We start from the raw sequence: 14,149 nt of genomic DNA, 5'->3' as shown, positions 1-14,149 counted from the left end.
GCGGAGGTCGTCCGCGTCGCGCTGCCCGGGCGGCCCGCTCAGGTCATCCGCCGAAGCCGGCCACATTCTCCTTGGTGACCACCTTCACCGGCACCATCACCGTCTTCTCGACCTTCTTGCCCTCGGCGGCGTTCAGCGCGTTCTCCACCGCGATCCGGCCGAGCTCCTTCGGCTGCTGGGCCACGGACGCGTACATCGTGCCGTCCTTGACCGCCTTCAGGCCGTCCGGTTCGCCGTCGAAGCCGATGACCGAGACCGACGTGCCGGCCTTGGAGCCGAGCGCCTTGACCGCGCCGAGCGCCATCTCGTCGTTCTCGGCGAAGACGCCCTGGATGTCGGGGTGCGCCTGAAGCAGGTTCGTCATCACGTCGAGGCCCTTGGTGCGGTCGAAGTCCGCGGGCTGCCGGGCGACGACCTCGATGCCCGGGTAGGCCTTCAGACCCTCGGCGAAGCCCGCGCCGCGCTCACGGCTCGCGGACGTTCCGGCCAGGCCCTGCAGGATCACGATCTTGCCCTTGCCGCCCAGCTTCTCGGCCATCGCCTTGGCGCCGAGCTTGCCGCCCGCGATGTTGTCGGAGGCGACCAGCGCGGCCGTGTCGGCCTTGTTCACGCCCCGGTCCACGCCGACGACGGGGATGCCGGCCTTGTTCGCGGAGCGGACCGCCGGGCCCGCCGCGTCCGAGTCCACCGGGTTGACGATGATCGAACCGAGGCCCGAGCTGGTGAAGTTCTGCAACTGGTTGGCCTGCTGGGAGGCGTCGTTCTGCGCGTCCGTGACCGTCAGGTCCACGCCGAGCTTCTTCGCCTCCTGCTGGGCACCCGACTTGATCTGCACGAAGAAGGGGTTGTTCAGGGTGGAGAGGGACAGGCCCACCTTCTTCGTCGCCGACGAGGAGGAGCCGTTGTGCAGGAAGGACATCGCACCGACGATCGCCGCCGCGACCACGGCCGCGATGATGTACGTCGCCGCCTGCTTGCCCCTGCCGCCCGGCGCACCCGTCCCGGCGGCCACCGGAGTCGCCCCGGCCTTGCGCCGCAGCGTGTCCAACAGCACCGCCAGCGCGATCACGACACCGATGACGACCTGCTGCCAGAAGGCGGAGACGGAGAGCAGGTTCAGACCGTTGCGGAGCACCGCGAGGATCAGGGCGCCGATCAGCGTGCCGGACGCCTTGCCGGTGCCGCCCGCCAAGGAGGCGCCGCCGATGACGACCGCGGCGATCGCGTCCAGCTCGTAGCCCTGCGCGGCCTGCGGCTGCGCGGAGGAGAGCCGGGAGGCGAGCACGATGCCCGCGGCGGCAGCGAAGAGACCCGACAGGGCGTAGATCGCGAGCTTCTGCCTCTTCACCCGCAGACCCGAGAGGCGCGCGGCCTCCTCGTTGCCGCCGATCGCGTACATGGAGCGGCCGATGTAGGTACGGCCCAGGATCAGAGCGGTGATCAGACCCATGACGACCATCACCAGGACGGGGACCGGCAGCCAGCCGCCGAGGGTGTCACCGAGGTGTGAGACCGATTCGGGGAAGGCGATCGGCGAGCCCTGCGAGATCACCAGGGACAGACCGCGGCCCACCGACAGCATCGCGAGCGTCGCGATGAACGGCGGCAGCTTCCCGTAGGAGATCAGGACGCCGTTGACCAGGCCGCACGCCATGCCGGTCGCGACCGCGAGGATCACTGCTATCCAGACCGGGACGCCCTCCGATGTCGCCATCCAGGCGAGGACGGTGGCGGACAGCGCGGCGACCGAGCCGACCGACAGGTCGATGCCCGCCGAGACGATCACGAAGGTCACACCGAAGGCGAGGATGGCCGTCACGGCCGCCTGGACGCCGATGTTGAGCAGGTTGTCCGTCGTCAGGAAGTCGCCGGACAGCGCCGACATCGCGATGACGAGGGCGATGAGCGCGGTGAGCGCCCCGTTGTCGAGCAGAAGGCGGCGGACCGCCGAGGCGCCACTCGCGCCCGTAGTGCTCTTGAGCGTGTCAGTGGCCACGGGAGCCCTCCACAGCGGTAACAGAGTTGGTGGTCGGTGTGCTGACGGCGAGTGCCATCACGGAGTCCTGGGTCGCCTCGTCGGCGGACAGCTCGCCCGCGATCCGGCCCTGGGCCATCACCAGCACCCGGTCGCTCATGCCGAGCACCTCGGGCAGATCGCTGGAGATCATCAGGACGGCCGCGCCGGCGGCCGTCAGTTCGTTGACGAGCTGGTAGATCTCGACCTTGGCGCCGACGTCGATGCCACGGGTCGGCTCGTCGAGGATCAGTACCTTGGTGTCGGCCAGCAGCCACTTGCCGATGACGACCTTCTGCTGGTTGCCGCCGGAGAGCGTGCGCACCTGCTGGCCGAGACCGGCCATCCGGACGCCGAGCTGCTCGGCGATCCGCGCGGCGGCCGCCCGCTGGCCCTTGAGGTCGACGAGCCCGCCATGGGTCGCCGCCCGCATGGTGACCAGGCCGAGGTTCTCCTCGACGGAGGCGTCCAGGAGCAGCCCCTGGCCCTTGCGGTCCTCGGGGATGAGCCCGATCCCGGCCGCCATCGCCGCGTTCACGTCGTGCCGCCGCAGCGCGGAACCGGCGACCTTGACGGCCCCCTTGTCGTACGGATCGGCCCCGAAGACCGCTCGTACGACCTCCGTGCGCCCGGCCCCCACGAGCCCCGCGATCCCGACGACCTCACCGGCCCGCACCTCGAAACTCACGTCGTGGAAGACCCCGTCACGGGTCAGCCCCTCGACGGTCAGCAGGGTGGCTCCGGAGCCGTCGTCACCAGTGGCCCGCACGCGTGGATACTGCTGCTCGATCGACCGCCCCACCATGAGCCGTACGAGCTCGTCCTCGGTGGTGGAGGCCGGGACCTGCCCGACACTCTTGCCATCCCGGATGACGGTGACCCGGTCCCCCAGGGCGGCGATCTCCTCCAGGTGGTGCGTGATGAAGACGATGCCGACACCGTCCTCGCGCAGTCGGCGCACGATGGAGAAGAGTTTTTCGACCTCTTCGGAGGTGAGCACCGCGGTCGGCTCGTCCATGATCAGCACGCGGGCGTTCAGGCTCAGCGCCTTCGCGATCTCGACCATCTGGAGACGTGCGATACCGAGTTCACGCACCCGCGCGCGCGGGGAGACGCTGACACCCACCCGCTCCAGCAGTTCGGCGGCCTCGGCCTCCATCGTCTTCCGGTCGATCAGCCCGTAGCGGCGCGGCTGCCGCCCCAGGAAGATGTTCTCGGCGACCGTCAGATCGGGAACGAGGTTGAACTCCTGGTAGATGGTCGCGATCCCGAGGCGCTCGGAGTCCTGCGCGCCGTGGATGCGCACCTCCTCGCCGTCGACGAGGACACGCCCGGAGTCGGGCTGGTAGGCGCCCGAGAGCATCTTGATGAGCGTGCTCTTGCCGGCACCGTTCTCGCCGAGCAGCACATGCACCTCGCCGCGGCGCAGATCGAAGTCGACGCTGTCGAGCGCGACCACGCCGGGGAAGGTCTTTCGGATGCCCTCGATGCGCAGCAACTCTTCCTGGTTGCTCACGACTTGCTCCTGTTCGTTACGGGGGAGTGCGGGGTGGGGGCCGGTTCGCCGCACGAGCGGCGGACGACGAGACGGGCGGCGAGGGTGACCGACTGCGGGGGTCGCCCCTCGATCCGGTCGACGAGCGCGCGTACGGCGGCCCGCCCCAGCTCGCCGGTCGGCTGGGCCACCGCGGTGATCGGCGGATCGGTGTGCACGAACCACGGGATGTCGTCGAACGCCGCGAGCGCGATGTCCTCGGGAACCCGCAGCCCGCGCGCGCGGACCGCGTCCAGCGCGCCGAGCGCCATCAGGTTGTCGGCGGCGAAGACGACCTCGGGCGGCTCGGGCAGGTCGAGGAAGCCCTCGGTGACCCGCCGTCCGCTCTCGGCCTGGAAGTCGCCCTGGCCTATGTAGGCGTCCGGCAGGGGCAGCCCGTGCTCGGCCATGGCCTCCCGGAAGGCCTCGACGCGCTCGCTGCCGGTGGTGGTCGCCGCGGGCCCCGCGATGATCGCGAGCCGGCGGTGTCCGAGCCCGTGCAGATGCGCCACGAGATCCCGGACCGCCGTCCGGCCGTCGGCCCGTACGACGGGTACGTCCACGCCCGGGATCCAGCGGTCCACGAAGACCATCGGCGTCCCCGCACGCGCGGCGTCCAGCATTCCGGGGGAGCCGCCGTCGGCGGGGGAGACGAGCAGTCCGTCGATCCGCCGGTCCAGCAGGGTCCGTACGTGGTGGTCCTGGAGGTCCGGCCGTTCGTCGGCGTTGCCGATGATCACGCTGTAGCCGAGGGCGCGGGCCTCCTCCTCGACGGAGCGGGCCAGCTCGGTGAAGTACGGGTTGAGTACGTCGCTGATGACCAGGCCGAGGGTGCGGGTCTGGTCGGTGCGCAGAGAGCGGGCGACGGCGTTCGGGCGGTAGCCCAGGGTTTGTACGGCGGCCAGCACGCGGGTGCGTGCGTCTTCGCTGACCGACGGATGATCGTTCAGGACGCGCGAGACCGTGGCGACGGATACGCCGGCCTCGGCGGCAACGTCCTTGATGCTCGCCATCGCCGCTCCACCTCCTCGTGGAATCGATTACACGAAGGATTGGAATCGATTACACGAGCATTAATCAAGACCTCAACCACATGCCGAGACCGGATCGTGATGAATCGCGCTCGAATGAGCGGGGTGAGGTGAGGGCGGGGGAGGGGGGGTGGGGTGGGGGAGGGGGTGGAGCGGGGTGGGGCAGGGGGGTGGGGCAGGGGTGGAGCACCCGCCCCTTGCGGATCGCGGGTGCTCCTGTGGGGCTACTTCAGCCAGTCGGTGTAGTGCGTGGGGGCGATGCGGGCGCCCGTCTTGGTGGTGAGGACGTCGCCGTGGGCCGCGGCGAACATGCCGGCGGTGTCGTCGACGGTCACCGAGCGTTCGTCACCCTTGAAGTCGAGGGTGATCCGACCCAGTTCGTCCAGCGGATAGGTGTCGGGTCCGCCGACCTCGAGGGTGCCGCCCAGGGGCGATCCGGCCGCGACCTCGGCGACGGTCGCCGCGACGTCCGCCGCGGCGATCGGCTGGATGGGGGTGCGGGGCAGGCGGACGGTGTCGCCCTCGGTGGTCCAGGACATGACGGCGTCGACGAACTCCATGAACTGGGTGGCCCGGACGATGGAGTACGGGACGGGGCCGGCCTTGAGGATGTCTTCCTGGAGGGTCTTGGCGCGGTAGTAGTCGAGCTCCGGCACCTGGTCGGTGCCGACGATGGACAGGATGACGAAGTGTCCGACGCCCGCCCGCTGGGCCGCGGCCAGGAGGTGGTCCATCGAGGTCCGGAAGAACGCGGCGGAGGCGTCGTCGAAGGTGGGGGAGTTGGTCAGGTTGACGACCACGTCGGCGCCGGCCAGCGCCGCGTCCACGCCCTGACCGGTGAGGACGTCGACCCCGGTGGACAGCGAGTGCGGCACCGCCTCGTGTCCGGCCGCGTTCAGGTCCCGCACGACCTGTGACCCGATCAGCCCGGTCCCGCCGATGACTGCGAACTTCATGAGACGCCCTGCCCTTCAGCCGTTGACACTCGTCGATCATTGTCCGTTATGAACCTTATGTAACTGTGGGGCGCTGCTGTGTCGTGCTGACTTCGGTGGAAGAACCGGCGCCGGGCTCGTCCAGTCGGTCCAGGGCGAGGCGGGTGGCGCACTGGCCGGCATCAGTGGCCGGCTGAACGGCACCGAGGTGCAGCTCCGCCCGCCGCCGTCCGCTGCTCTCCGCCGCTGTCCGCAGCGGCGCCCCGGCTGTCAGTCGGCACGGGTACCTTCGGATCATGTCCAATCAGGCGGAGAACCGGCAGGTGCAACTGGCGGTTGTCGAGGGCGTGCTCGAGCGGATCACATACGCCAACGAGGAGAACGGGTACACGGTCGCGAGGGTGGACACCGGCCGCGGCGCCGGCGATCTGCTCACCGTCGTGGGCGCGCTCCTCGGCGCCCAGGTGGGCGAGTCGCTCCGGATGGAGGGCCGGTGGGGCTCCCACCCGCAGTACGGCAAGCAGTTCACGGTGGAGAACTACACGACCGTCCTGCCCGCCACCGTCCAGGGCATCCGCCGCTACCTCGGCTCCGGCCTGGTCAAGGGCATCGGCCCGATCTTCGCCGACCGCATCACCCGGCACTTCGGGCTGGACACGCTCCAGATCATCGAGGAGGAGCCGAAGCGCCTCATCGAGGTCCCCGGCCTCGGCCCCAAGCGCACCAAGAAGATCGCCGACGCCTGGGAGGAGCAGAAGGCGATCAAGGAGGTCATGCTTTTCCTCCAGACCGTCGAGGTGTCGACGTCGATCGCGGTGCGCATCTACAAGAAGTACGGCGACGCGTCGATCTCGGTCGTCAAGAACCAGCCCTACCGCCTGGCCGCCGACGTCTGGGGCATCGGCTTCCTCACCGCGGACAAGATCGCCCAGTCCGTCGGCATCCCGCACGACAGCCCCGAGCGCGTCAAGGCGGGCCTCCAGTACGCCCTGTCGCAGTCCGCCGACCAGGGCCACTGCTTCCTCCCCGAGGAGCAGCTGATCGCCGACGCGGTGAAGCTGCTCCAGGTGGACACGGGCCTGGTCATCGAATGCCTGGCGGAACTGGCGGAGCCGACCGAGGACGACGACGAGCCCGGTGGCGTACGGGAGCCGGGCGTCGTACGCGAGAAGGTCCCCGGTCCCGACGGCGGCCCGGACACGGTCACGGCCGTCTATCTGGTCCCCTTCCACCGCGCCGAACTCTCCCTCTCGGCCCAGCTGTTGCGCCTCCTGCGCACCACCGAGGACCGGATGCCCGGTTTCCACGACGTGGCCTGGGACAAGGCACTGACCTGGCTGAAGGGGCGTACGGGCGTGGAGTTGGCACCCGGGCAGGAGGAGGCCGTCCGGCTGGCGCTCACCAAGAAGGTCGCGGTGCTCACCGGGGGCCCCGGCTGCGGCAAGTCGTTCACGGTCCGCTCGATCGTGGAGCTGGCGCGCGCCAGGCGGGCGAAGGTGGTGCTCGCGGCGCCGACGGGCCGTGCCGCCAAGCGACTCGCCGAGCTGACCGGAGCGGACGCCTCCACCGTGCACCGGCTGCTGGAGCTCAAGCCGGGCGGGGACGCGGCGTACGACAAGGACCGGCCGCTGGACGCCGACCTGGTGGTCGTGGACGAGGCCTCCATGCTCGACCTCCTGCTCGCCAACAAGCTGGTCAAGGCGGTGCCGCCGGGCGCCCACCTGCTGTTCGTCGGGGACGTCGACCAACTCCCCAGCGTCGGCGCCGGCGAGGTCCTGCGCGACCTGCTCGTCGACCGCAGCCCCATCCCCTCCGTCCGTCTGACCCAGGTCTTCCGCCAGGCCCAGCAGTCCGGAGTGGTGACGAACGCGCACCGGATCAACTCCGGGCAGCACCCCGTCACCGACGGCATGAAGGACTTCTTCCTCTTCGTCGAGGACGAGACCGAGGAGGCAGGGCGGCTCACCGTGGATGTGGCGGCACGGCGGATTCCCGCCAAGTTCGGGCTCGACCCGCGCCGGGACATCCAGGTGCTGGCGCCCATGCACCGGGGCCCGGCGGGCGCGGGCACCCTCAACGGCCTGTTGCAGCAGGCGATCACGCCGGGCCGCCCCGACCTCCCCGAAAAGCGCTTCGGTGGCCGGGTCTTCCGGGTCGGCGACAAGGTGACCCAAATCCGCAACAACTACGAAAAAGGGGAGAACGGCGTCTTCAATGGCACCGTGGGCGTGGTCACTTCGCTCGACTCCGAGGAGCAGCGTCTGACGGTGCTGACGGACGAGGACGAGGAGGTTCCCTACGACTTCGACGAACTCGACGAGTTGGCCCACGCGTACGCGGTGACGATCCACCGCTCCCAGGGCAGTGAGTACCCCGCGGTGGTGATTCCGGTCACCACCGGCGCGTGGATGATGCTCCAGCGCAATCTGCTCTACACGGCGGTCACCCGGGCCAAGAAGCTCGTCGTCCTGGTCGGCTCCCGCAAGGCGATCGGCCAGGCGGTCCGCACGGTGTCGGCAGGCCGCCGCCACACATCCCTCGACCACCGCCTCACCACGTGAGGGCCCCGGGCCACCGCGAGGGGCAGCGCCCCTTCAGGGGCGCGGGGAACGGCGCGACCGGCCCCCACCCACCCGCAGTCGAATGAGGCTCCCCACGGGGTCCGGGGCGGAGCCCCGGGAGATGGGAATGGGTAGGGGCGGCGGGGGCGAGAGACCCTGCGCGGCACCGCTGAACGGCCACTGAGCGACCACGCCGCCCCACCCCCGCCCCAGGCATCACGAAAAATGATCGATCAAACGAGTCGCAAAGGTCACACAGCACTTCCGGAACCAGGGCGAAGGGGGGCAGGATGAGCAGGTTGGCGGCACTGAGTGCCGCCGATAGGCCCAATGGTCGACCCCGAGTGCACTCTCCAGGGCCAAATGGGGGATGGTAGAGACAGTCAGGGCACCTCGAAGAAGAGGCACAACGTCGGTGAGGGATGACGTGAGCGACAACTCTGTAGTACTGCGGTACGGCGATGGCGAGTACACCTACCCGGTGATCGACAGCACCGTCGGCGACAAGGGCTTCGACATCGGGAAGCTCCGCGCCCAGACCGGGCTGGTGACGCTGGACAGCGGGTACGGCAACACCGCCGCGTATAAATCCGCGATCACCTACCTCGACGGTGAGCAGGGCATCCTCCGGTACCGCGGCTACCCGATCGAGCAGCTGGCCGAGCGCTCCACCTTCCTTGAGGTGGCCTCTCTGCTGATCAACGGTGAGCTGCCGAACGTGGACGAGCTCTCCACCTTCAAGAACGAGATCACGCAGCACACCCTGCTGCACGAGGACGTCAAGCGCTTCTTCCAGGGCTTCCCGCGCGACGCCCACCCGATGGCGATGCTGTCGTCGGTGGTCAGTGCCCTGTCGACGTTCTACCAGGACAGCCACAACCCGTTCGACGAGAAGCAGCGTCACCTTTCGACGATCCGCCTTCTCGCCAAGCTTCCGACGATCGCGGCGTACGCCTACAAGAAGTCGATCGGTCACCCCTTCGTCTACCCGCGCAACGACCTCGGGTACGTCGAGAACTTCCTGCGCATGACCTTCTCGGTCCCCGCGCAGGACTACGAGCTCGACCCGGTCGTCGTCGCCGCGCTCGACAAGCTGCTCATCCTGCACGCCGACCACGAGCAGAACTGTTCGACCTCCACCGTGCGTCTGGTGGGCTCGTCGCAGGCGAACATGTTCGCGTCGATCTCCGCGGGCATCAGCGCGCTGTGGGGCCCCCTGCACGGTGGCGCCAACCAGTCCGTGCTGGAGATGCTGGAGGGCATCCAGGCCTCCGGCGGCGACGTCGACTCCTTCATCCGCAAGGTGAAGAACAAGGAGGACGGCGTCCGTCTGATGGGCTTCGGCCACCGCGTCTACAAGAACTTCGACCCCCGGGCGAAGATCATCAAGGCGGCGGCCCACGATGTCCTCTCGGCGCTCGGCAAGTCCGACGAGCTGCTGGACATCGCGCTCAAGCTGGAGGAGCACGCGCTCTCCGACGACTACTTCGTCTCGCGCAGCCTCTACCCGAACGTGGACTTCTACACCGGTCTGATCTACCGCGCCATGGGCTTCCCGACCGAGATGTTCACGGTCCTGTTCGCCCTCGGCCGCCTCCCGGGCTGGATCGCCCAGTGGCACGAGATGATCAAGGAGCCCGGCTCCCGCATCGGCCGCCCGCGCCAGATCTACACGGGCGAGGTCCTGCGCGACTTCGTCCCGGTCGAGGCCCGCTAGGCCCAGGTCACTCGCAAGAAAAACGGAAAGCGCCCTGCTACCGGTCCCCCCACGGGCCGGCAGTCAGGGCGCTTTCCTTGTCCCGGTGCGGATTCCCCCCACGGGATCCGGCCGGGCGTCTGTGGGACAGCGCCTGAATCGCTACGAGCGTGCTGACGCGTTGCTCCCGGCCGGCCGGGCTGACCGGACCGGCCGGGAGCAAAACGAGCAAAACTCTCTGTACTACTGCGGTGCTTATGTACTGCTGGGGTGCGGTCTGCCGGGACCCGTACCGACGGGAGGGCCGCTCAAAGCTCCCCGCTGCACGTGCCCCGGCAACGCAGTTCCGGGAACGTCCCCCAAGACATCCCCAGATGTCAGAGACGCCCCCCAAGACGTCTCCGGCATCGCCAACTTAGACTCACGAACCCCTTCGATGGTTACGTTCGCATCACTGTGATCTGCGTCTCTTGCGTATGTCCTGAAGATGCGCAAGAGACTGATATGGCAATTCGAGACCCAAGCGTAAGGAAGATGCGCGAGCCTTGTGAAGAGCTTATGTGAGGCTCCCGTTGGACTCTAGGGGGACTCCTACTCCGTCGTCATGAGAATGTCCTGAGTCGAAGGCTGTTCGTCACCACGAACACCGACGAGAAGGCCATCGCGGCCCCCGCGATCATCGGGTTGAGGAGTCCGGCCGCGGCGAGCGGCAGCGCCGCCACGTTGTATCCGAACGCCCACACCAGGTTCCCCTTGATCGTGGACAGGGTCTTGCGTGACAGCCGGATCGCGTCCGCCGCCACCCGCAGATCCCCCCGGACCAGCGTCAGGTCGCTCGCCTCGATCGCCGCGTCCGTGCCCGTCCCCATCGCGAGGCCGAGGTCGGCGGTGGCGAGGGCCGCCGCGTCGTTCACCCCGTCGCCGACCATCGCCACGGTCCGCCCCTCGCTCTGGAGGCGCTTGACGACGGCGACCTTGTCCTCGGGCAACACCTCGGCGATCACATCCCCGGGGTCGATGCCGACGGCATGCGCCACGGACCGGGCGACCGCCCGGTTGTCCCCGGTGAGCAGGACCGGTGTGAGCCCCAGGCCGCGCAGTGCGCGCACCGCCTCGGCGCTGGTCTCCTTGATCGCGTCGGCGACGGTGACGACACCGAGTGCCACCCCGTCCCGGGTGACCACGACGGCCGTACGTCCCTCCGTCTGCGCCTCGGCCTTGGCGCGGGCCAGCGCCTCCGGGAGCTCGCCTTCGTGGAGCCGTCCCACCTGGACGTCGTGACCTTCCACGCGCCCGCGTACGCCGAGCCCGGGGACGTTCTCGAAGTGCTCCACCGGAGGAAGGGCGCCAGTCCGCTCCTGGGCGCCCGCGGCGATCGCCCGGGCCACCGGATGCTCGGAGGCGTGCTCCAGGGCGCCTGCGAGCCGCAGGAGCTCCTTCTCGTCGGTGTCGGCGACGACGTACACCTCCCGCAGTGTCATCCGTCCCGTCGTCACCGTGCCGGTCTTGTCCAGGACGACCGTGTCGACGCGGCGCGTGGACTCCAGGACCTCGGGGCCCTTGATGAGGATGCCGAGTTGGGCGCCGCGGCCCGTGCCGACCATCAGGGCGGTCGGGGTCGCGAGGCCGAGGGCGCAGGGGCAGGCGATGATCAGCACCGCGACGGCCGCGGTGAAGGCGGCGACCGTGTCGCCGGTGACACCGAGCCACACCCCGAAGGTGCCGAGCGCGATCGCCAGCACCACCGGCACGAAGATCCCGGAGATCCGGTCGGCGAGGCGCTGCACCTCGGCCTTGCCGTTCTGCGCGTCCTCGACGAGTCGGGCCATCCGTGCGAGTTGGGTGTCGGCGCCGACCCGGGTCGCCTCGACGACGAGCCGTCCGCCGGCGTTCACGGTCGCGCCGGTGACGCCGGAACCCACCGTCACGTCCACCGGCACCGACTCGCCCGTCAGCATGGCGGCGTCGACGGCGGAGGAACCCTCCACCACCGTCCCGTCGGTGGCGATCTTCTCGCCGGGCCGTACGACGAAGCGGTCGCCCGTCGCCATCCGCGCGACCGGGATACGGACCTCACGGCCGTCCCGCAGCACCGCGACGTCCTTGGCACCCAGCTCCATCAGCGCCCGCAGCGCGGCTCCGGCCTGCCGCTTGGAGCGGGCCTCCAGATAGCGGCCCAGCAGGATGAACGCGACGACACCCGCGGCGACCTCCAGATAGATCGTCGACGACCCCTCCGTACGCGAGACGGTGAGGTCGAAGCCGTGCCGCATGCCCGGCATGCCCGCGTGCCCCCAGAACAGCGCCCACAGGGACCAGCCGAACGCTGCGAGCGTGCCGACGGAGACGAGGGTGTCCATGGTGGCCGCGCCGTGCCGCGCGTTGGTGAACGCGGCCCGGTGGAAGGGCAGCGCGCCCCAGACCACGACGGGTGCGGCGAGGGTCAGCGAGAGCCACTGCCAGTTGTCGAACTGCAGCGCCGGGACCATCGACATCAGGACGACGGGGAGGGCGAGCAGGGCCGACATGACGAGCCGTTGGCGCAGGGAGGCGAGTTCGGGGTCCTCGTCGGCGCCGGCGGCGTCGGTGGCCCGTTCCGGCGTTTCGAGGCGCGGCGGCGGGGGTTCCTCTGCCGTGTATCCCGTCTTCACGACGGTGGCGACGAGGTCGGCGACCTGTACCCCCACCGGGTACGAGACCTTCGCCTTCTCCGTCGCGAAGTTGACCGTGGCGGTGACGCCGTCCATGCGGTTGAGCTTCTTCTCGACGCGGGCCGCGCAGGAGGCGCAGGTCATTCCGCCGATGGTGAGCTCCACCTCCGACGGCGCGGCTGTCGCGGTGGCCGGGGTGGTCTGGGCCGTCTCGGCTATGGCCGGCTCGGGTGCTGCGGTGGTCATGGTCGGGCTCCAGGGAATGAGCCGGGCCGTACGGAGCCAGTATCAGCTGGTCGGTACGGCCCGGTGTGGAGAGCTGCGTGAAGTGCTGGGTGGTGCGGGGCGAACGGGTGGTACGGGTGATGGGCGTGATACGGGGAACTGGAAGGCGCGGGGGAGCGACTGCTGAGTGCGAGGCCGGTGACTCAGGCCTTGCCGGCGAGCTCGAAGCCCGCCTCGTCGACGGCGGCGCGCACGGCCTCCTCGTCGAGCGGCGCCGCGGAGACCACGGTCACCTCGCCGGTGGCGGCGACGGCCTTCACCGAGGTGACCCCGGGGATCTCGGAGATCTCGCCGGAGACGGAGCCCTCACAGTGCCCGCAGCTCATTCCGCTCACCTGGTAGACGGTCGTGACAGAACCCGGGATGTCGGTCTGCGTCGTCATGGCGTACTCCTCGTCGAGGCGTGTGGGGTTCGGGTGACTTGCTCAGGTGACCAACACTATACCCCTAGGGGGTATTTCTCCAAGCAAAGTCGCGGCGCGTCAGCGAACGCACCCAGCCGACCCCCGCGAGCGCCACGATGATCAGGCCACCCACCGAGAACAGCGTGAAGAGATGTTTCTGCTCGTCGGTGGGCCCCTGCAGATACCCCAGCCCGAACAGCGTCCGGTCGAGCCCCGTCGTGGTCAGCCGCGCGACCAGCCAGAGCGCGATGCCATGTGTCGAGTCCCACAGGGCGTGCAGCAGCGAAACGCCGACGTAGGTGCCCACCACCGGGCCGGCGTACTGGAAGCGCCCGTGTGGGTGGCGGTACGTGAGCAGCACCGCTCCCGTGATCGCCGTCCACAGGCCGTGCCCGAAGGGGGTGAGAACCCCGCGCAGGATCTCCGTCTCCAGCAGTGCGCGCAGATCCAGTCCCTTGAGGGAGACGGCGGCGTGGAACGCGTACCCCGCGCTCTCCAGCGCCGCGAAGCCGAAGCCGACGCTCGCGCCGAGCACGAGGCCGGCCCGCAGTCCCCGGAGCCGGGGGTGGCGGCGCAGGACGAACGTCAGCGCGGTCAGCTTCGCCGCCTCCTCGACCAGTCCGACGCCGACGCACCTCGACAGCGAGGGGTGGAGCAGGTGGTTCTCCATCACCGACGTGCCCAGCACCCCGAGGGTCCCGCCGGTCAGGAGGCAGCCGAGGATCACCTGGACGCCGAGGTCGCGGCCGTGGCGCTCGTACGCCCAGAGCGTGAAGACGACGGGCACCAGGAAACTGCCGAGCAGGATCAGGGTGGGCAGCAGCGTGCTGTTCCTCGTCGTGTACGTGACGATCGCAGTCAGCGTCCAGAGCGCGAGCCCGCCGCCCAGACAGCGTCGCCACAGTCCGGTGCGGATCTGGGGGTACGACGGCGGGGGCTGCTGGGGTCCGGGAATGCGGGCCCGGGGCGCGCCGGGCGGCTGATTCTGGGTCACGGCTTGCCCCTTGGGCTCGGTCTGATTTATCCGAACCTTATGGC

At 69.5% G+C, this 14,149-nt stretch carries 9 protein-coding genes; 2 read left to right on the top strand and 7 right to left on the bottom strand.

Annotation, left to right across the window (positions count from 1 at the left end; translation table 11 throughout):
• Positions 1 to 43: 43 nt before the first annotated feature.
• From OG798_RS21715 to OG798_RS21700, 4 genes are all read right to left on the bottom strand, one after another.
• Positions 44 to 1,996 (bottom strand): ABC transporter permease/substrate-binding protein, encoded by a 1,953-nt coding sequence (locus OG798_RS21715; protein ID WP_097225820.1) that lies wholly within the window; start codon positions 1,994 to 1,996, stop codon positions 44 to 46.
• Complete coding sequence (locus OG798_RS21710; protein ID WP_328757550.1) at positions 1,986 to 3,530, bottom strand: sugar ABC transporter ATP-binding protein; 1,545 nt, start codon at positions 3,528 to 3,530, stop codon at positions 1,986 to 1,988. The genes OG798_RS21715 and OG798_RS21710 overlap by 11 nt, the downstream gene beginning before the upstream one ends.
• Positions 3,527 to 4,561 (bottom strand): LacI family DNA-binding transcriptional regulator, encoded by a 1,035-nt coding sequence (locus OG798_RS21705; RefSeq protein ID WP_060901924.1) that lies wholly within the window; start codon positions 4,559 to 4,561, stop codon positions 3,527 to 3,529. Before OG798_RS21705 ends, OG798_RS21710 begins: the two co-directional genes overlap by 4 nt.
• A 242-nt stretch (positions 4,562 to 4,803) precedes the next feature.
• On the bottom strand, positions 4,804 to 5,535 hold the full coding sequence (locus tag OG798_RS21700; protein WP_121416077.1) for an SDR family oxidoreductase: 732 nt from the start codon (positions 5,533 to 5,535) through the stop codon (positions 4,804 to 4,806).
• 275 nt (positions 5,536 to 5,810) lie between these two features.
• On the opposite strand from OG798_RS21700, the gene recD2 reads away from it, so the two are divergent.
• Positions 5,811 to 8,075 (top strand): SF1B family DNA helicase RecD2, encoded by a 2,265-nt coding sequence (recD2, locus tag OG798_RS21695; protein WP_328757549.1) that lies wholly within the window; start codon positions 5,811 to 5,813, stop codon positions 8,073 to 8,075.
• Between the two features lie 427 nt (positions 8,076 to 8,502).
• Positions 8,503 to 9,792, top strand: a complete 1,290-nt coding sequence (locus OG798_RS21690; protein WP_067370471.1) for a citrate synthase — start codon at positions 8,503 to 8,505, stop codon at positions 9,790 to 9,792.
• Between the two features lie 581 nt (positions 9,793 to 10,373).
• Here OG798_RS21690 and OG798_RS21685 read toward each other — a convergent pair.
• The 3 genes from OG798_RS21685 to OG798_RS21675 form a co-directional block, all read right to left on the bottom strand.
• Complete coding sequence (locus OG798_RS21685) at positions 10,374 to 12,668, bottom strand: heavy metal translocating P-type ATPase (RefSeq protein WP_328757548.1); 2,295 nt, start codon at positions 12,666 to 12,668, stop codon at positions 10,374 to 10,376.
• 182 nt (positions 12,669 to 12,850) lie between these two features.
• The gene (locus tag OG798_RS21680) at positions 12,851 to 13,090 is read right to left on the bottom strand and encodes a heavy-metal-associated domain-containing protein (protein WP_095854548.1); all 240 of its coding nucleotides are present in this window, start codon (positions 13,088 to 13,090) and stop codon (positions 12,851 to 12,853) included.
• A gap of 64 nt (positions 13,091 to 13,154) precedes the next feature.
• Entirely contained in the window at positions 13,155 to 14,105 is a 951-nt protein-coding gene (locus tag OG798_RS21675) for a PrsW family intramembrane metalloprotease (protein ID WP_267061855.1), read from the bottom strand.
• Positions 14,106 to 14,149: the final 44 nt, after the last annotated feature.

The organism is Streptomyces sp. NBC_00271, assembly GCF_036178845.1.
Lineage (GTDB): Bacteria > Actinomycetota > Actinomycetes > Streptomycetales > Streptomycetaceae > Streptomyces.
This window is presented reverse-complemented; position numbering and strand designations above follow the sequence as displayed.

Coding starts and splice junctions, on each gene's coding strand:
- OG798_RS21705 (WP_060901924.1), bottom strand. CDS start 4,561: ATGGCGAGCATCAAGGACGTTGCCGCCGAGGCCGGCGTATCCGTCGCC.
- OG798_RS21700 (WP_121416077.1), bottom strand. CDS start 5,535: ATGAAGTTCGCAGTCATCGGCGGGACCGGGCTGATCGGGTCACAGGTC.
- recD2 (WP_328757549.1), top strand. CDS start 5,811: ATGTCCAATCAGGCGGAGAACCGGCAGGTGCAACTGGCGGTTGTCGAG.
- OG798_RS21685 (WP_328757548.1), bottom strand. CDS start 12,668: ATGACCACCGCAGCACCCGAGCCGGCCATAGCCGAGACGGCCCAGACC.
- OG798_RS21680 (WP_095854548.1), bottom strand. CDS start 13,090: ATGACGACGCAGACCGACATCCCGGGTTCTGTCACGACCGTCTACCAG.